This window comes from Rossellomorea aquimaris, assembly GCF_020172085.1.
GTDB classification, from domain to species: Bacteria; Bacillota; Bacilli; order Bacillales; family Bacillaceae_B; genus Rossellomorea; species Rossellomorea aquimaris_E.
The window spans coordinates 1,644,467-1,662,548 of sequence record NZ_JAIVAT010000003.1; the positions used below are offsets into that span (position 1 = coordinate 1,644,467).

Genomic DNA, 18,082 nt, shown 5'->3' on the forward strand with positions numbered 1-18,082 from the left:
AAAGACCGTAAAGGAACATCCCTTCACGGTCTAATATGTTAAGTCAGTGGCCTATGTTTATGATAAAGCTTCTAACAATTGAGACAGTTTTGCCCTTTCCACTTCAGTTAGTGGAATTAACGGTAGGCGCACAGAGCCGACGTCAAGGCCTTTCATCTGCAATGCCGTTTTGACAGGAGTCGGGTTCGGGCTAGTAAACAGGCCTTTCATGATCGGAAGTAGTCCTTGATGCATGCGTGCTGCATCTGAAAGGTTTCCATTTAAAAAGGCTGAAACCATTTCCTGCATTTCGTTTCCGATGACATGGGAAGCAACAGATACTACTCCCTCACCACCAATGGACAATACAGGTAAGGTAAGACCGTCATCCCCGCTGTACAACTTAAACCCGTCTGACGTCTCGGAAATAATGGCAGTCATACTGTCCAAATCTCCACTTGCTTCTTTGACAGCAACGATGTTATCGATCTTTGAAAGACGAATAATCGTCTCAGGTGACATGTTGACACTTGATCTTCCAGGAATATTATAGAGCATGACAGGTAAGGACGTTGATTCGGCAATCACCTTAAAATGCTGATACATTCCTTCCTGACTCGGCTTATTATAATACGGTGCCACAAGCATGACTGCATCCACGCCTGCCTCTTCAGCCTTCTTGGTCAGCTCAATTGAGGCATGGGTGTTATTGCTTCCCGTACCGGCAATGACAGGAACCCTACCATCCACCACTTTCACCACATGTCGGAATAAGGCAACCTTTTCTTCTTTCGTTAAAGTAGGTGATTCTCCAGTAGTCCCGGCTACTACGAGCGAATCCGATCCGTTATCAATCAGATACTGGATCAATTGCGTCGTTTTAGTAAAATCAATATTTCCTTTACGGTCAAATGGTGTAACCATTGCCGTAGATACACGGCCAAAATTCAATCTAGTCACTCTCCTCGTAAGTTTATCCCACTCTGAATACAGCGCTTCTCTCTTGTAATTGAAAGGTATCATGAAGTGCATTAATGGCTTTAATCAAATCCATTTCTTTCACCAGTACCCAAATGGTTGTATGACTATCCGCAGACTGCAGTATGCGGATCCCTTCATTGGAAAGGGAGGAAACGATGGCAGAGGTCACACCGGGGACTCCTGTCATCCCGGCTCCAACCACTGAGATCTTTGCACATTCTGATTCAATAACGGGGTTGTGTCCTATTTTCCTTAGAACGCTGATTGCATCTTCTGCCACGGATGAACCCACCGTGTACACGACACCTCTTGGGGAAATGTTAATGAAATCAACACTTATCTCCTCTTTGGCCATCGCTTTAAATACTTCTGCTTGGAGATTGTACTGATCTTCCTTAGCAAAGACTTTAATTTGCGTGAGGTTGGATACATGAGCGATCCCTGTGACGGGATGGCTTCTGAACTCTTTGTGTGCTTTTGTATTTTCAAGGGTAGTAACCAGGGTACCTTCACCATTTGAATAGGTCGAACGAATCCTGATTGGCACATTCGAATTCATAGCAATTTCAACCGCCCTCGGATGTATCACCTTCGCTCCTTGGTATGCCATATTACACACTTCGTTATAAGAAACAACCGTTATGGGCCTTGCTTTGGATGATATTCGCGGATCGGCAGTCATGACTCCTTCCACGTCTGTGAATATATCAATATAGTCCGCTTTTAATGCAACTCCAAGAGCGGAAGCAGAAGTATCGCTTCCTCCTCTGCCAATGGTTGTGACATCCCCATCTTTTGTCGCTCCCTGGAATCCTGCCACCACCACGGCATCATGATGCTCGAGTTCTTTTACCAGTCTGCTGCATTTCATCTCTACTATCTTTGCATTATTAAAATCATTATTGGTCCGGAACCCGGCTTGCGCGCCTGTAAGGGCTGTTGACCGAATTCCATGCTCAAGCAGCATGTTGGAAAATACCAGACTTGATATGATTTCTCCACAGGACAATAGTAGGTCCTGCTCCCTCTTACTGATCGAAGTATTCCTTCCACCAATTAATGATAAAAGGGAGTCCGTCGCGTAAGGTTCACCTTTCCGTCCCATTGCCGAAACCACTACCACTACTTTATAACCTTTATCGATTGCTTGTTTCGTGTGGGCAAGTGCCTTCAGTCGGCTTGCCTCGTCACGTACAGATGTTCCACCAAATTTTTGAACGATCACTTTCATGACTACACCTCATTGTCATATGTTCAAGAGGTATGAGAAAACGAGTAGTGGAATTATTCAGATCAGCTGGATGGACCCCTCTTTATTACTTTATTAGGCCAAGCTTCATTAAACTTTCTGCGATTTGAACTGAGTTCCAAGCGGCTCCCTTCAATAAGTTGTCAGACACAACCCACATATGGAAGCCTTTGTCTTCATCAAGATCTTTACGCACCCTACCAACAAATACATCCGGTTTTCCTACGGCATGGGCAGGCATCGGATAAATTTGTTCTTCAGGATTGTCTTCCAAGGTCACCCCTGGTGCTTCCTCTAGAAGAGCATGGATATCTTTCACTGAAACAGAATCCTTCTCAATTTCAATATATACACTTTCAGAGTGACCTGTTACAACTGGTAATCTTACACATGTTGCAGATACCTTTAACGAAGGCATATGCATGATTTTTTTCGTTTCGTTGATCATTTTCATTTCTTCAAACGTAAAGCCGTTGTCTTGAAATGTATCAATTTGAGGAATGGCATTGTATGCTATTTGATAATGTTTTTTGTCCCCTTTTACAGGTAACACAGCAGGTTCATATGATTCACCTGATAAAATGGCCTGTGACTGTGAGTGAAGTTCATCAATTGCAACCGCACCTGCACCTGAAACGGCCTGATAAGTAGACACGATCACTTTCTTCAGTCCATACTGCTTGCGGATTGGCTCAAGCGCCGCAACCATTTGTATCGTAGAACAATTAGGATTGGCAATAATTCCATTATGATCTTTCAAATCTTCTTCATTCACTTCCGGAACAACAAGCGGAACATCCGGATCCATTCGGTACGCACTCGTATTGTCGACAACAATAGCCCCGCGCTTTACGGCTTCAGGAGCAAGAAGTTTGGATACACTTCCCCCAGCACTGAATAAAGCGATATCGACTCCTTCAAAACTTTCAGGCTTTGCTTCTTCTACCGTCCATTCTTTCCCTTTAAACATAACAGTGGACCCTGAAGAACGTGCTGATGATAATAAGGTCAATTGTTTTATTGGAAAATCCCTTTTTTCTAAAGTTTGAAGCATTTGTTGCCCTACGGCACCAGTGGCACCCACAACAGCTACATGTAATCCCGTTGTATTCAAAATCTTCTCTCCTTCCAACCATTCAGTAATACCATAGTACAATAGGTAAAGTAATTTAATCTATTACTATAATAAAGAATATTTTAACATAAACAATTATTCGACAATAGGAATTTTTTTATTTCCAAGTACCCTCATTTCACGAATCTCTTCTACGTGCATGAAAAGAAGGTCATCTGAATGGGATAAGGTGATGACCTTCTTGATGTATTAATCCAAATATCTTTCGATGACGACGGGTTGCAGCTGCCTCCCTTCCATCGCTGCTTCTATCGTTTCCTGAATCAGAGTCATTCTTGCCACCATCGATTTCGGTTTAGCCTCAGGTGCATCCTGCCCAAATGGAATAAAATATATATCTTTAGTCGAAATCAACCGCATCAGATTCACACCATTCAATCCAAGAGCATCATTTGTAGAAATACCGAGCACCACAGGACGATGATTTCGAATTGTCGCTTTGGCTGCCATCAACACAGGAGAATCGGTCATGGCATTGGCAAACTTACTCATTGAATTTCCTGTAAGAGGCGCAATCACCATGCAGTCCAGTGGTATCTTTGGACCAAGCGGTTCTGCCTTGACGATTGAATCGATTACTTTATGTCCTGTAACGTCTTCTATACGCTTAATCCAATCTTCGCCTTTACCGAATCTTGTCTCAGTATTCATAACGGTTGAGGTTACAATCGGCATGACTTCCGCTCCGTTATTGACTAATCGTTCGATTTCAGGGAAAACGGCATCATACGTACAATGAGATCCAGTCAGACCAAACCCGATTCTTTTTCCTTTCACACTCATGATGAACTCTCCTTTCTTGAATCAAAATCTTCCTCTAATAATTGACAAAGGACATTCGCCAGGATCTGTCCTGCCGTTTTAGGTGCTACAATCCCTGGCAGCCCTGGTGCTAACAATGCTTTGATCCCTCGCTTCTCTGCATAACGGAAATCTGTACCGCCAGGTTTTGAAGCCAGATCGATAATTAACGTATGGGCAGGCATTTTGGCTATGACCGCTGCCTTCACTATATGCACTGGAATTGTGTTGATACAAATGTCACAATTCTCTACTTCTTTTTCTAACGCATCTAAATGGAAGGGAATTAAACCCATTTCGGTCACCCGGGCAAGATGCTCACTTTTGCGCACCCCAACCTTCACCCTTCCGCCTAAATGATGAAACGTTCTGGCTACACTCATACCCACTCTCCCTAGACCCAATATGACAATCTCAGATCCATGTATAGTAAAGTCAGTATGTTGAATAGCCATCATAATCGTTCCTTCAACTGTAGGAATGGAATTATAGATGGCAACGTCGTCCCTTTCAAACAACTGAACAAGTTTCCGGTTCGTTGATGACATAATTTGATCCAAGTACACATTACTAATTCCTGAATAGATCGTACAGTGCTCTGGCGTATCAGATACTATTTCCTCCGTTAACGTGATTTTCTCATTAGAAAAAATCGTATCTATTTCTCCTTGTAGATTCGTGCCTGGTACAGGTAAGATAATGGCATCTATTACCGAGAAATCCACTTCATCAATTTTTTCCTTTGTGGCACCTGTAAAGGCATGATCTAGTTGTTCAAAACCTACGAGTGATATTTTGGCATCCAATTCTGTAAGTTTCCGAATAATCTCAAGTTGACGTGCATCTCCGCCTAGAACTGCGATCTGCATTCCGGTCAGCATCACTGATTTCACCTACTTTTTACATAATCGCTATTCTAAATCCCTTTTCACTTCAACAGTGTATGTTGCACTTACCCAATAGGTGAGAAGAAATGAGGTGTATGTAAGTTCGATAAAGATGGCAAAAAAAAAAACGGGGCAGCCCCGTTTTTTTACTTTAATCCAAAATCCAATTAGTCTTCCGATACTTCCAAAATGATCATGTCTGCCCCAATCGTCCTGATTTGATGCCATGGCACCCGGATTTCTCCCCCTTGCTTTCTCAGCCATTTGCCTGTCGGTATAATCAGAGCATTGATGCTCCCTGACTTATCATTGAACTCAAGGTCCGTTTGCCCAAGAATGCCCAGCCGTTCCGCTTTTTTATAGTCAACGATCTCTTTCCCGCTTAATTCGCTTAACCTCATGGTTGGTATCCCTCCAAAACGTTCTCTTTAGTACAATGTATACATTGTCCATCATTTTAGAAGCAAAACTTTATCATCACCGTGAGATGTTCAAAAAAAAAACAGACTCTAAAGAGTCTGTTTTCCGATCATTTACGCATATTTTCAGGAAGGATTCCATCAGGGCTGATAAGGGAGGATGCATAGTCATCAGTAAAGATGTCCAAGGCAAGCCGGTTGACTTTATCCATTGTCACACCATCGATTTCCTCGACGATTTCATCCAGGGTTCTGTGCCGCTTTAAGAGTAATTCATTCTTACCATTCCTGCTCATACGGCTGTTGGTGCTCTCCAGGCTCAGCATGAGGTTCCCTTTTAATTGCTCTTTACTGTTAAGCAATTCTTTAGATGTAATTCCTTCTGCTTTGAGGGTCTCAAGTGTATTGTGAATCGTTTCAAATAATTGATCTAATTGATTGGCCCCCGTACCTCCATAAAGAGTCACCATTCCACTGTCTTCGTATGCGGAATGATAAGAAAATACGGAATACGCAAGCCCTCTCTGCTCGCGAACTTCCTGGAACAGGCGGGATGACATACTGCCACCCAATACATTGTTTAACACAATCAGATTGTATATATCTGGATGACCGATTTTCAGACCATCGAAACCTAAACATAAGTGGGCTTGTTCTGTATCTTTCTTACGGGCAAGCTTATTATGGTGAAAGACGGGTTTCACACGATCCTCTGGCCCTTTACCACCTTCATAGGAACCGAATAGCTTTTCGACTTCTTTAATGAAGGATTCATCCACATTTCCTGCAACAGACACGACTACCTGATCAGGTGTATACATGTCATGCATATATTCTTTTAATTTGGCCTGATTGAATGTGTTTAAAGTGTCTTCTGTACCAAGGATCGGATACCCAAGTGGATGCTCTTCATAAATGGCCTTGCTTAGTAAGTCGTGAACAATATCGTCCGGAGTATCTTCATACATTTTTATTTCTTCATACACCACATTTTTTTCTTTTGTCAATTCTTCTTCAACATACGTAGAATTAAAAAACATATCTGAAAGTGTATGTAATGCGTAATCTGCATGGTTGTCCAAGACTTTTGCATAGTAGCATGTGTATTCCTTTGATGTAAATGCATTTACCTGTCCGCCTATGCTATCGAACGACTCTGCTATTTCACGAGCAGTCTTTGTCTTTGTACCTTTGAAAAACATATGCTCCAGGAAATGGGAAATTCCATTATTATGTTCCGTTTCATTACGTGAACCGGTACCTATCCAAACCCCGATTGCTACGGAGCGAACGTGTGGAATTTCTTCCAGCACGATTCGCAGTCCGTTTTGGCATGTATATTTCTTAATCAAGAAAGTTCCTCCTATTCATGATGCAATGTTACTGCTTCTTCTTACTATTTCCTTGTTGAGACGAATTATCGGCATCATCTACGATTCTCTCTTCTTTCACCAGACTTGAGATCGTTCCGAGCCTTAGATTTTTTTCTTTAATTTGAAGGATCAGCGCATTTAAGGAATTGGCTGTTGAAGCTGTAGGATGCATGAGCACAATCGCCCCATTATGCATCTTTCGCATCACACGATCGATCAATACGCTGGGCTCTGGTTTCTGCCAATCAATCGTATCTACGCTCCACATGATAGTCCTCATCTGCATCTCATCGGCAATATTGATTACTTCATCCCGGTAGCTTCCGCTCGGTGGAGCAAACCATTTCACTTTTTCCCCCGTGGTCACTTCGATCATTTCATTCGTCTTTTTTAATTCTTCTCTTACCTTGGCGGTTTGAAGTGTCTTCATATCTGGATGAGAATAAGAATGATTCCCCACTTCATGTCCTGCATCCACGATCATCTTTGCTAAGTCCGGGTTATTCTTTACCCATCTCCCCTCTAGAAAGAACGTAGCATATACCTGGTGTTTTTTCAAAGTTGCAAGCATATCGGGAATATATTCATTCCCCCACGCCACATTGATGATAAAGGAAACCATTGGCTTATCAGGATTCCCCCGATAGACTGGTGAAGCGGGTAAATCAGGTAAATGCTTCTCTGGAGGGACTTGTTTGTAAACCAGTTTATCTTCTTCAAACGATTTTTCTTTCTTCATATTTTGCAGAGATGCCTCAACGTCCACTTTTAAACCATTATATCCTGGTGTAGCTTTCCAAACCGTATCGATCACAGCATCCTGAGCTGGAATTTCTCTTAATTTTGCTTCCTCTTTTACTCTACGGGTCAGATCCGTTTCCCCATTTCCCCCACTTACTACGATTGCATCTTGTTTTAACCCCGTCACATACTGATCTGATAAAGGATTCTCTACAACTACTAAAGTCAGAATAGCAATTAGACTAATTCCAATCAAGTATTTTTTTTCCATCCCTGTCCACCTTCCTTCTCCTAAAAACATATGTAGGAGAGGAACAGCCTAGAACATCCGGCAAAAAAGCAATGGAACAGATAAAAAAAGCTGTCCCGGAGGAGAATTTGCTCCTTACAGGACAGCCTGCCATTCTAAACGATTACCCTTCGTTTTGTTCTTCCTTTTCACGCTGTTCTTTCAGAACGGCTTTTCTAGATAAGTTCACTCTTCCTTGATTATCAATATCCAGTACCTTTACAAGGATTTCATCGCCGATCGCAACCACATCTTCCACTTTACGGATACGTTCTTCTGCAAGCTCTGAAATGTGGACAAGGCCGTCTTTTCCGCTGAAGATTTCTACAAATGCACCGAATTTCTCAATTCGTTTCACTTTTCCAAGATACATTTGTCCAGCTTCCACTTCTCTAACAATATCTTCGATGGTCTTCTTAGCTACTTTATTCATTTCTTCATCAGTAGAAGAAATGAATATTGTTCCATCCTGCTCGATATCGATCTTAACACCCGTTTCATCAATGATCTTATTGATTTGTTTCCCACTTGGTCCAATAACATCACGAATCTTATCAGGATTGATATGCATCGTTAAGATCTTAGGAGCATATTGTGACAGACTTGTTCTTGATTCACCGATCGTGGCTAACATGCTCTCAAGAATTTGCATTCTTCCTTTTTTCGCTTGTTGAAGGGCTTCTTCAAGGATTTCACGGGAAAGTCCTTCAATCTTGATGTCCATTTGAAGAGCGGTTACCCCTTTAGATGTCCCGGCTACTTTAAAGTCCATGTCACCCAGATGATCTTCCATCCCTTGAATATCCGTTAAAATAGAATAATTTTCACCGGATTTAATAAGACCCATTGCGATACCGGCTACTGGTGCCTTAATTGGAACCCCCGCATCCATCATCGCCAATGTACTTGCACAAATACTCGCCTGAGAGGTCGAACCGTTTGACTCGAGTACTTCCGAAACAAGGCGGATTGTATAAGGGAAGTCTTTTTCATTTGGAATAATAGGATCCAGCGCTTTTTCTCCCAGTGCCCCGTGTCCGATTTCACGACGGCCCGGCCCTCTGATCGGCCCTGTCTCCCCAACACTGAATTGAGGGAAATTATAATGGTGCATGAATCGTTTTGATTCTTCAATTCCTAATCCGTCCAGTACCTGAACATCCCCTAGAGCACCTAATGTACAAATACTTAGCGCCTGAGTTTGTCCACGTGTAAATAATCCTGAACCATGTGTTCTTGGCAATAAACCGACTTCAGATGAAAGTGGACGGATTTCGTCTACTTTACGACCATCAGGACGGACTTTGTCTTCTGTAATCAAGCGGCGCACTTCATTCTTCACAAGTTTGTCCAATACTTTCTTTACTTGCTTCAGAGTGTCTTCATCCGCTTCTTTTTCTTCTTCATAAACAGCCTTTACTTTATCTTTAACAGCCTTGATGGCTTCTTCACGTGCATGCTTTTCTTGAACTTGGATTGCAGGAATCAGTTCGCTTTCACACAGTGAACGAACTTCTGTTTCAACATCTTGATCCAGTTCAACAAGTTGAATGTTCAATTTCTCTTTACCAACTTTAGCGACGATTTCCTCCTGGAAAGCCACTAAACGCTTGATTTCTTCATGACCGAACATGATCGCTTCAAGCATTGTTTCTTCTGGGACCTCATCTGCACCGGCTTCTACCATGTTGATGGCATCTTTCGTACCAGCGACAGATAAATGAATTTCACTCTTCTCCAATTGCTCGACTGAGGGATTAATGACGAACTCCCCATCGACAAGACCAACGATAACTCCGGCAATCGGTCCTTCAAATGGAATATCAGACACTGAAAGTGCCAGGGAAGAGCCAAACATAGCTGCCATCTCAGATGAACAGTTTTGGTCTACACTCATCACAATGCTGATTACTTGAACTTCATTTCGGAATCCATCTGCGAACAAAGGACGGATGGGACGGTCAATTAAACGACTGGCAAGAATGGCTTTTTCACTTGGTCGTCCCTCGCGTTTAATAAATCCTCCAGGGATTTTACCCACTGCATATAGTCTTTCTTCATAATTAACTGTTAATGGAAAGAAATCCAAAGGTTTTGGCTCTTTTGAAGCTGTAGCACTACTTAATACCGCAGTATCACCATAGCGTACCATTACCGCTCCATTTGCTTGTTTGGCGAATTGGCCAACTTCAACCGTTAATTCTCTTCCGGCCCAATCAATGGAAAAGGTTTGTTTAGTTTGTTCCATAAAGTGTACCCCTCTCTTTATATATCACTAAAGGGTTCGGCCTATACCCAACCCGGATAAATACTAAAAATAATCTATATCATGCACATTTGCGCTGTTATATTCCTTTGAATGAAATCTGCTGACTATGTAAATACAGGATGCTGCATCATAGTGGATGATTGAACCGTACAGTAGTCAATCGAGTAATCTATGTACATATTATGTATTTTAGACAAAAACAATCAAGTTGAATACTTGAAATCAAGAAAATGTATAAAAAGAAGTGGAGGATCATACAAAGATTTCCACTTATGAAAGCTAAAGAAAAAGCGGGACATAATCCCGCTTCCTTTGTCTGTTTATCGACGTAAACCTAATTTGTTAATTAACTCACGGTAGCGTTGTACATCTTTCTTACGTAGGTAAGATAAAAGATTACGACGGTGACCTACCATTTTAAGAAGACCGCGACGAGAGTGGTGATCTTTCTTGTGAACGCGTAAGTGATCGTTCAGATTGTTAATTTCTTCAGTTAGGACAGCAATTTGAACTTCTGGAGATCCAGTATCGTTCTCATGTACTTTGTATTCACTGATAAGTTCGTTTTTACGCTCTTTAGTGATAGCCATCCTTTTCACCTCCTAATAATTTCTTTCAAATCCCCTGTTACTGAGCAACCGTTGGTGAATCGTGATGCCAAGCAAAGGTTCATTTCATACGCTATTTAGAATACTACTCTTTCATATAAAAATCAAGTATAATCCTCAAATTTTCATAAAGTAGTCTATTGCCTGGTCCTTGTCTTTCTGGATTTGAGAGATTAATTCCTCAATTCCAGAAAACTTCTGTTCGTCCCTGATCCTATCATACCATTCTATGAACACTTCTTCTCCATATATGGAAGTATGAAAATCGAAAAGATGTACTTCAATGGAGAGGGAATAGTCATCGGGATTCTTGAATGTCGGTTTATACCCGATATTGCAAACACCGTTGAACCATTTATCATGAATTTTCATTCTAACCGCATAGACTCCTACCTTTGGCGTCAAATAATTGTCGGATAGTTCAATATTGGCTGTGGGGAATCCTATTTTCCTCCCTCTTTTATCTCCATGGATGACCGTTCCCTTCATTTTATATGGTCTTCCAAGAAGCTTATGAACCCTATATACATCCCCTTCTTTAAGGCTTTCTCTTATAAGGGTGGAACTCACTTTCAAATCCAGATCATCATCCGTCAGCTTAGAAATGATTGTGGATGTAAACATATCACGGGAATGGAATGGCAGGGTTTCCATCGTCCCCTTCCCTAATCTTCCATATGAATAATCATATCCCGCCACTACATGCCTTACGTTAAGTCCGATAATATATTCGTCAACGAAGTCCTGTGGGATTAAACTCGCAAAATCTGAGGTGAAGCGGACAATGAATAAATAATCCACACCCAGATCTTCGATGATTTCTTTTTTATCTTCTAAAGGCGTTATATAGTTTATGTGTTTATGCTTGTGGCCCAACACAACGGAAGGATGGGGGTCAAATGTCATCACTGCGCTGCATATGTCCATATCATTCGCTTTTTCTACAGCTGCCCTGATCACCCTTTGGTGGCCCTTATGCACTCCATCAAAATACCCAAGGGCGAGTACAAGGGGTGGAAAATCATTCTTACTAATTGAATGTGGATGATGTACAGTTATTACTTTCACAGTATTTCACCTTTTTCACTAGTCGTTGAAGAGTACTTTGACAGGCTTGATAATCCCAGGTTTGTCCGGATGCGGCTGATAGATGGCAATGGCTTTATCTTGATATTCCATCACTATCTCAGGTCCGTCAGGCCAATCCTCAGGCTCTTCTAAGCGTGCTCCGTTCTTCACTTTCTCTGCTAATGTATCACTAATTGTCATTTTCGGCAAATGAGAAAGCCCCAATTCCAAGGGGAGAAGAAGGCTTTGTTGTTGATCGTTAAAAACGGACTCTTGAATTTCTTCGAAAGTGAAACAATGTTCTTTTCTAAAGCCGGCTGATTGTGTTCTGGTAAGAGCGGACATATGTGCTGGATAACCCAACTTATTTCCGATTTCAACAGCAAGAGTTCTGACATACGTCCCTTTACCACAAACAACTTCAAAGGAGAAGGAAGGGTCTTCTGGATCCAGTTCAATCCAATCGTCCAGTAATTGAAGTTTATGGATAGTGACGACCCTTGAAGGTCTTTCCACCTCCACCCCCTGTCTTGCGTATTCATATAAACGCTTCCCGTTCACTTTGACCGCTGAAAACATGGGTGGAGTCTGTGTAATTTCACCCGTCATACTTTGAAGAATTTCTTCAACCTCTGTTCTTGTTATCACTCGGTCGATTTCCTTTTCTTCCACTTTCTCTCCCCAAGCATCTTCTGTTGTAGTGGAATAACCGAGCGTAACGTCCCCTTCATAAGTCTTCCCGGATGCTGTTATATACTCTGCTATTTTGGTTGCTCTTCCAATACAAATAGGCAGTACTCCTGAGACTTCCGGATCCAGGGTGCCTGTGTGACCGACTTTCTTCGTTCTTAGAAGCTTCCTAAGCTTAAAAACACAATCATGGGACGTCATTCCCCGTGGCTTCCATAGGGGCAGGATACCATTCATCTTCATTCCTCCAATACATTATGTAGAATATTCAATCGGCGAAAACACAAAGGGCTGACCCAATGGAAGTGTACTTCCGTCCGGATCAGCCCTTTCATGTTACTCTTCTGTATCTTTAGACTCTTCTGGTTCATCTTGAACTTTTCTTAATAAAGACTCAATATGATTACCATAATCAATCGATTCATCAAACTCAAAAATAATTTCAGGTGTTTTACGAAGACGGATTCTTTGTCCGACTTCAGAACGGATGAATCCTTTTGCCTTCGCGAGACCTTTGAGAGTGTTCTCCCTTTGGTCCTCTCCACCCAGAACGGTAATATACACTTTTGCCTGTTGTAAATCTCCGGATACCTGTACATCTGTAACCGTTACAAAGCCAATGCGTGGATCCTTTATTTTTCGTCCGATAATATCGCTGAGCTCTTTCTTCATTTGCTCGCCAACACGATTCGCACGATGGCTCATCAATATCACCTCATATATATACTAATAATGATTTTACGTTGAAACATAAGTCGTTCATTACAATGACTCGAATTGGGTTTCCAGTCGTTCCCACTCAGGAAAAGAATCTATGAATTTCAATGCATGTTCGATTTCTCGTTCACTCGCTCCTTTGGAGGAGGCTACGGCAACAATGGCAATCTTTGTTCGCTGCCATACATCCTGGTGATCGATTTCCGCAACTGATACATTGAATTTCTGTTTAAGGCGTGACATGATCCTCTGCAGGACCGCCCGTTTTTCTTTTAACGAGTGAGAATCATAAATCATACACTCACATTCAACATATGAGATCATTTACGTGTAATTTCCTCCATGATGAAGGCTTCGATGACGTCGCCTTCTTTCACATCATTAAAGTTCTTGATCGTAATACCACATTCATACCCTTTAGCAACATCTTTAGCATCATCTTTAAAACGTTTAAGGGCATCGAGTTCACCTTCAAAGATGACGATTCCGTCACGAATCAGACGAACTCCGCTATCACGAGAGATTTTACCCTCTGTTACATAGCTTCCCGCAATTGTACCGACTTTAGACACTTTAAATGTTTGACGGACTTCTGCCTGACCGATGATTTTCTCTTCGAATTCAGGATCAAGCATCCCTTGCATAGCCGCTTCAATTTCTTCCATTACTTTATAGATGATGCGGTGCAAGCGAATTTCTACACCTTCAGCTTCGGCAGTGCGCTTTGCATTCACATCAGGTCGTACGTTGAAACCGATGACAATGGCATTTGATGCCGACGCCAGTGTAATATCAGATTCGTTGATCGCTCCAACACCCGTATGAATGATTCGAATATTTACACCTTCGACTTCGATCTTCATTAATGACGCTGCAAGGGCTTCAACCGATCCTTGAACATCTGCTTTGAGCACAAGGTTCAGGTCCTTCATTTCTCCCTGTTTCATTTGTTCAAACAGGTTCTCAAGACTTACCTTTGATTTCTCGCCACGCTGAGCTTGGAGTGCCTGGGATGCACGGGCTTCACCTACTGATCGTGCTGTCTTCTCGTCTTCGAATACGACAAAACGATCCCCTGCTTGAGGAACATCATTCAATCCTGTAATTTCAACAGGAGCAGATGGTCCAGCTTCTTTCACTCGACGGCCAAGGTCATTGACCATCGCACGGACACGACCGAATGTATTTCCTACTACGATTGGATCACCGACTTTAAGCGTTCCGTTTTGAACGAGTAAAGTAGCAACAGATCCACGGCCTTTATCCAATTGAGCTTCAATGACAGTTCCCTGTGCAAGACGGTTTGGATTTGCTTTAAGCTCTTCCACTTCACTTACAAGAACGATCATTTCAAGGAGATTGTCGATACCGTCACCAGATAATGCAGATAATGGAACGAAGATTGTGTCTCCACCCCATGCTTCAGGAACCAATTCGTATTCTGTCAGCTCCTGCATCACACGATCTGGATTGGCAGCTTCCTTATCCATTTTATTGACAGCGATGATGATCGGTACTTCAGCCGCTTTTGCGTGGTTGATCGCTTCAACCGTTTGTGGCATGACACCGTCGTCAGCCGCTACAACGATGATCGCAATGTCCGTCACCTTTGCACCGCGTGCGCGCATTGTTGTGAAGGCAGCATGTCCCGGAGTATCAAGGAAAGTGATTTTCTTACCATCCACTTCAACTTGATAAGCACCGATATGCTGAGTGATACCGCCCGCTTCTCCTGCCGTCACTTTCGTATTGCGGATCGAGTCAAGAAGAGTTGTTTTACCATGGTCGACGTGACCCATAATCGTTACAACAGAAGGACGTTCTTCCACTTGATCTTCTGTATCCTCTGTGAAATATACTTCAAGGTCAGTAGCATCCACTTTAATTTCTTCTTCTACTTCGACTCCGTATTCCCCTGCAATCAATTCGATTGAATCTTTGTCCAGTTCCTGATTGATCGTAGCCATGACACCAAGCATGAACAACTTCTTAATGATTTCAGAAGGTTCTTTATGAAGTTTTTTGGCAAGTTCTGAAACCGTTAATGACTCTGAGAACGTTATTTTTGCAGGAAGCTCTTTCTTCTTGGCAGGCTGTTGTTGTTGTTGAGGAGCCTGTTTTGTATTTTTATTTTGTTTATTTTGTCTGTTGTTTTTGTTTTTATTATTATTGAAGACCTTCTTCTCCTTTGATTGGTGCTGTTGTTCGTGTTTCTTTCCTTCTCGGCTTTTCGGTGCTGTTTTCACTTTTTCCTTATTAGGAGCTTCTTCTGACTTGGATGCATTTGACTTGGCATCCTTTTGGGCTTTATTCCCGGTAGAATTGCCTTTATACATCGCGTCCAATTTTGTTACTGCGTCGTCTTCTATAGTTGCCATATGGTTTGATACCTCAATATTCAGCTGCTTTAATTTTTCGATCACATCTTTGCTTGAAACATTATATTTTTTTGCATATTCGTATACACGCATCTTGCTCATATGTTCACCCCCACTGAGATTCATCGAGCAGTTCGGATAATTTCCCGGCAAAGCCTGCATCCATGACGGCTACGACTACCCTGGCCTCTTTTCCAATAGATTGACCTAACTCATGCCTGTTTTCCACTAAGCATACCTGGACATTGTAGGATTTACACTTGTCCGTGATTTTCTTGTTGGTATTAGCAGAAGCATCTTTGGAAAGGATGACAAGTTTTGCTCGTCCATTACGAACTTCTTTTATCACAAGCTCTTCACCTGAAATAATCTTACGTGCCCGATTCGCCAATCCTAAAAGTGACATCCAACGATTCTGATTCATACGCTAAACGTTACTCCTTCTCCACAAGGCTAATCAATTCATCGTAAAGAGATTCATCTATTTTCGCTTGTAATTGATTGGCTAAAGTATTTTTCTTTTTAGCTTGTAAAATGACTTCTTTATCCTTTGAAAGATAAGCTCCACGTCCTGATTTCTTACCTGTTGGATCAATGGAGACTTCCCCTTCTTTAGACCTTACAATACGGATCATTTCTTTCTTTGGTTTCATTTCACCCGTTGCTACACACTTGCGCAAAGGGATTTTTTTATTCATAGCCATCATACTCACCTCTTAATCTTGATTTTCAAAATCAATATTTAAAGGCTCGTTGTCATACTCATCCTCTTCATCCTGAGGTAAAAATGCCTCTTCGCGAGGATACAATCCTAATTCACGTGCATCTGTTTCACTCTTGATATCAATCTTCCAGTTAGTCAATTTAGCTGCAAGACGGGCATTTTGACCACGTTTACCAATGGCAAGCGACAGCTGGTAGTCCGGTACCACGACTCTAGTTGCTTTGTCTTCCTCATTCACCTGTACATCAAGGACTTTAGATGGACTTAAGGCGTTTGCTACGAATGTCACCGGATCTTCTGACCATTGGACGATATCGATCTTCTCGCCTTTCAGTTCATTTACAATTGCCTGAACACGGGCTCCTTTCGTTCCCACGCATGCACCTACAGGATCCACTTCAGGATTCTCAGCATGAACGGAAATCTTAGAACGATCGCCTGCTTCACGAGCTACCGATTTGATTTCAACTGTCCCGTCGAAAATTTCTGGAACCTCGATTTCAAATAGTCGTTTCAACAATCCAGGATGAGTTCTTGAAACAAAGATTTGAGGACCTTTAGTCGTCTTCTCTACCTTTGTGATGAACACTTTAATGCGGTCATGAGGCTTATATGTTTCGTTAGGCATTTGTTCACTTACCGGTAATAGTGCCTCGATCTTCCCTAAAGCCACGTAAATGAAACGGTTATCCTGGCGTTGAACGATGCCCGTCATGATGTCTTCTTCACGGTCCACAAATTCGGAATAGATGATTCCTCTTTCTGCTTCCCTCACCCGTTGAGTCACAACCTGTTTAGCTGTCTGGGCTGCGATTCGTCCAAAATCCTTTGGAGTGACTTCAAGTTCTACAACGTCTCCTACTTCGTAACTTGGGTTGATTTCTCCTGCATCTTCAACTGAAATTTCCAGACGGGAGTCAAATACTTCATCTACGACTTCTTTACGGGCGAAGACTCTCATCGTACCTGTATCAAGGTTAAGATCTACACGGACATTCTGTGCTTGGTTAAAATTTCGTTTGTAAGCAGACACAAGGGCTGCTTCAATTGCTTCAATGATGACATCTCTTGCAATGCCTTTCTCTTTCTCTAAAACAGTAAGAGCATCCAATAACTGAGTACTCATGGTGGTTTCATCCCCCTTTATAGTGCGGTTAGTTCCTATGAAAATGTAACAGCCAATCGTGCGATGGCTATCTTATCTGTTGGAATTTCAACCTTCTTCTTTCGAGTCTTAATGGTTATTTCTAATGATAATTGGTCTGAAGTATAGGAAAGAAGTGTCCCTTCAAAGGCTTTTTCGCCGTTCAGAGGCTCATACGTTTTTACATAAACGTTTTTGCCGATGGCTTTCTCGAAGTCCTTGTCTTTCTTTAAAGGACGTTCTGCCCCCGGTGAAGAAACTTCTAAAAAGTAATTATGAGGAATTGGATCAATTTCATCTAACTTTTCACTAAGTCTTTCACTTACTGTTCCGCATTCTTCAATGTCAACACCTGAATCCTTGTCGATGAATACTCGAAGAAACCAATTGGATCCTTCTTTCACATATTCCATGTCGATAAGTTCCAATGACATGTCATCTAAGATCGGTGTAACAATTTCTTCTACAAGTGTTGTTATTTTGCTCATACTTACCTCCTGGTCTATATGAAAATCTTGCACCAAGACTAGAAATGATAGTTCAAAATTCTCCATGTAATAACGAAAGAGTGGGGTGCGACCCCACTCTTCTACCTTTAGAGCTATCTTTAGTATTTCCAATAAAAATATA

Annotated in this window: 19 protein-coding genes; all 19 read right to left on the reverse strand. The window is 41.9% G+C overall.

Annotated features, from left to right (window positions below):
* Positions 1-57 precede the first annotated feature (57 nt).
* Positions 58-930, reverse strand: a complete 873-nt coding sequence (gene dapA, locus LCL96_RS09200; protein WP_224941088.1) for a 4-hydroxy-tetrahydrodipicolinate synthase — start codon at positions 928-930, stop codon at positions 58-60.
* A 22-nt stretch (positions 931-952) separates the two neighbouring features.
* Positions 953-2,191 (reverse strand): aspartate kinase, encoded by a 1,239-nt coding sequence (dapG, locus tag LCL96_RS09205; RefSeq protein ID WP_224941089.1) that lies wholly within the window; start codon positions 2,189-2,191, stop codon positions 953-955.
* Between the two features lie 85 nt (positions 2,192-2,276).
* On the reverse strand, positions 2,277-3,326 hold the full coding sequence (gene asd, locus LCL96_RS09210) for an aspartate-semialdehyde dehydrogenase (protein ID WP_224941358.1): 1,050 nt from the start codon (positions 3,324-3,326) through the stop codon (positions 2,277-2,279).
* 207 nt (positions 3,327-3,533) lie between these two features.
* Positions 3,534-4,127, reverse strand: coding sequence for a dipicolinate synthase subunit B (gene dpaB, locus LCL96_RS09215; RefSeq protein ID WP_224941090.1), 594 nt, complete (start codon positions 4,125-4,127; stop codon positions 3,534-3,536).
* Positions 4,124-5,026: a dipicolinic acid synthetase subunit A gene (dpaA, locus tag LCL96_RS09220; protein WP_224941091.1), complete on the reverse strand. Its 903-nt coding sequence runs from the start codon at positions 5,024-5,026 to the stop codon at positions 4,124-4,126. Before dpaA ends, dpaB begins: the two co-directional genes overlap by 4 nt.
* 173 nt (positions 5,027-5,199) lie before the next feature.
* Positions 5,200-5,433: a YlmC/YmxH family sporulation protein gene (locus LCL96_RS09225; RefSeq protein WP_098351732.1), complete on the reverse strand. Its 234-nt coding sequence runs from the start codon at positions 5,431-5,433 to the stop codon at positions 5,200-5,202.
* 128 nt (positions 5,434-5,561) lie between these two features.
* Positions 5,562-6,803 carry a M16 family metallopeptidase gene (locus tag LCL96_RS09230; protein WP_224941092.1) on the reverse strand — a complete coding sequence of 414 codons (1,242 nt, stop codon included), beginning with the start codon at positions 6,801-6,803 and terminating at the stop codon, positions 5,562-5,564.
* A 28-nt stretch (positions 6,804-6,831) separates the two neighbouring features.
* Complete coding sequence (locus LCL96_RS09235; RefSeq protein WP_224941093.1) at positions 6,832-7,836, reverse strand: polysaccharide deacetylase family protein; 1,005 nt, start codon at positions 7,834-7,836, stop codon at positions 6,832-6,834.
* 142 nt (positions 7,837-7,978) lie between these two features.
* On the reverse strand, positions 7,979-10,102 hold the full coding sequence (gene pnp / locus LCL96_RS09240) for a polyribonucleotide nucleotidyltransferase (protein ID WP_224941094.1): 2,124 nt from the start codon (positions 10,100-10,102) through the stop codon (positions 7,979-7,981).
* A gap of 341 nt (positions 10,103-10,443) precedes the next feature.
* Positions 10,444-10,713: a 30S ribosomal protein S15 gene (gene rpsO / locus LCL96_RS09245; RefSeq protein ID WP_034760125.1), complete on the reverse strand. Its 270-nt coding sequence runs from the start codon at positions 10,711-10,713 to the stop codon at positions 10,444-10,446.
* Positions 10,714-10,848: 135 nt separating this feature from the next.
* Positions 10,849-11,799 carry a bifunctional riboflavin kinase/FAD synthetase gene (gene ribF, locus LCL96_RS09250; RefSeq protein WP_224941095.1) on the reverse strand — a complete coding sequence of 317 codons (951 nt, stop codon included), beginning with the start codon at positions 11,797-11,799 and terminating at the stop codon, positions 10,849-10,851.
* 18 nt (positions 11,800-11,817) lie between these two features.
* Positions 11,818-12,726, reverse strand: a complete 909-nt coding sequence (truB, locus tag LCL96_RS09255) for a tRNA pseudouridine(55) synthase TruB (protein WP_224941096.1) — start codon at positions 12,724-12,726, stop codon at positions 11,818-11,820.
* A 99-nt stretch (positions 12,727-12,825) separates the two neighbouring features.
* Entirely contained in the window at positions 12,826-13,194 is a 369-nt protein-coding gene (gene rbfA / locus LCL96_RS09260; RefSeq protein ID WP_224941097.1) for a 30S ribosome-binding factor RbfA, read from the reverse strand.
* 57 nt (positions 13,195-13,251) lie between these two features.
* Positions 13,252-13,530: a DUF503 domain-containing protein gene (locus LCL96_RS09265; protein ID WP_224941098.1), complete on the reverse strand. Its 279-nt coding sequence runs from the start codon at positions 13,528-13,530 to the stop codon at positions 13,252-13,254.
* Positions 13,527-15,686: a translation initiation factor IF-2 gene (gene infB / locus LCL96_RS09270; RefSeq protein WP_224941099.1), complete on the reverse strand. Its 2,160-nt coding sequence runs from the start codon at positions 15,684-15,686 to the stop codon at positions 13,527-13,529. The genes LCL96_RS09265 and infB overlap by 4 nt, the downstream gene beginning before the upstream one ends.
* Positions 15,687-15,690: 4 nt before the next feature.
* On the reverse strand, positions 15,691-16,008 hold the full coding sequence (locus tag LCL96_RS09275; RefSeq protein WP_224941100.1) for a YlxQ family RNA-binding protein: 318 nt from the start codon (positions 16,006-16,008) through the stop codon (positions 15,691-15,693).
* A gap of 10 nt (positions 16,009-16,018) precedes the next feature.
* Positions 16,019-16,288 (reverse strand): RNase P modulator RnpM, encoded by a 270-nt coding sequence (rnpM, locus tag LCL96_RS09280; protein WP_224941359.1) that lies wholly within the window; start codon positions 16,286-16,288, stop codon positions 16,019-16,021.
* Between the two features lie 12 nt (positions 16,289-16,300).
* Positions 16,301-17,434: a transcription termination factor NusA gene (gene nusA / locus LCL96_RS09285; protein ID WP_079531429.1), complete on the reverse strand. Its 1,134-nt coding sequence runs from the start codon at positions 17,432-17,434 to the stop codon at positions 16,301-16,303.
* A 35-nt stretch (positions 17,435-17,469) separates the two neighbouring features.
* Positions 17,470-17,940, reverse strand: a complete 471-nt coding sequence (rimP, locus tag LCL96_RS09290) for a ribosome maturation factor RimP (protein WP_224941101.1) — start codon at positions 17,938-17,940, stop codon at positions 17,470-17,472.
* Between the last annotated feature and the right edge of the window lie 142 nt (positions 17,941-18,082).

Excerpts from the sequence above, each read along its gene's own strand:
- infB (WP_224941099.1), bottom strand. The coding sequence starts at position 15,686 with ATGAGCAAGATGCGTGTATACGAATATGCAAAAAAATATAATGTTTCA.
- LCL96_RS09225 (WP_098351732.1), bottom strand. The coding sequence starts at position 5,433 with ATGAGGTTAAGCGAATTAAGCGGGAAAGAGATCGTTGACTATAAAAAA.
- rimP (WP_224941101.1), bottom strand. The coding sequence starts at position 17,940 with ATGAGCAAAATAACAACACTTGTAGAAGAAATTGTTACACCGATCTTA.
- LCL96_RS09265 (WP_224941098.1), bottom strand. The coding sequence starts at position 13,530 with ATGATCTCATATGTTGAATGTGAGTGTATGATTTATGATTCTCACTCG.
- dpaB (WP_224941090.1), bottom strand. The coding sequence starts at position 4,127 with ATGAGTGTGAAAGGAAAAAGAATCGGGTTTGGTCTGACTGGATCTCAT.
- rbfA (WP_224941097.1), bottom strand. The coding sequence starts at position 13,194 with ATGAGCCATCGTGCGAATCGTGTTGGCGAGCAAATGAAGAAAGAGCTC.
- pnp (WP_224941094.1), bottom strand. The coding sequence starts at position 10,102 with ATGGAACAAACTAAACAAACCTTTTCCATTGATTGGGCCGGAAGAGAA.
- truB (WP_224941096.1), bottom strand. The coding sequence starts at position 12,726 with ATGAATGGTATCCTGCCCCTATGGAAGCCACGGGGAATGACGTCCCAT.
- dapG (WP_224941089.1), bottom strand. The coding sequence starts at position 2,191 with ATGAAAGTGATCGTTCAAAAATTTGGTGGAACATCTGTACGTGACGAG.
- nusA (WP_079531429.1), bottom strand. The coding sequence starts at position 17,434 with ATGAGTACTCAGTTATTGGATGCTCTTACTGTTTTAGAGAAAGAGAAA.
- LCL96_RS09275 (WP_224941100.1), bottom strand. The coding sequence starts at position 16,008 with ATGAATCAGAATCGTTGGATGTCACTTTTAGGATTGGCGAATCGGGCA.
- rpsO (WP_034760125.1), bottom strand. The coding sequence starts at position 10,713 with ATGGCTATCACTAAAGAGCGTAAAAACGAACTTATCAGTGAATACAAA.
- LCL96_RS09235 (WP_224941093.1), bottom strand. The coding sequence starts at position 7,836 with ATGGAAAAAAAATACTTGATTGGAATTAGTCTAATTGCTATTCTGACT.
- dpaA (WP_224941091.1), bottom strand. The coding sequence starts at position 5,026 with ATGCTGACCGGAATGCAGATCGCAGTTCTAGGCGGAGATGCACGTCAA.
- rnpM (WP_224941359.1), bottom strand. The coding sequence starts at position 16,288 with ATGGCTATGAATAAAAAAATCCCTTTGCGCAAGTGTGTAGCAACGGGT.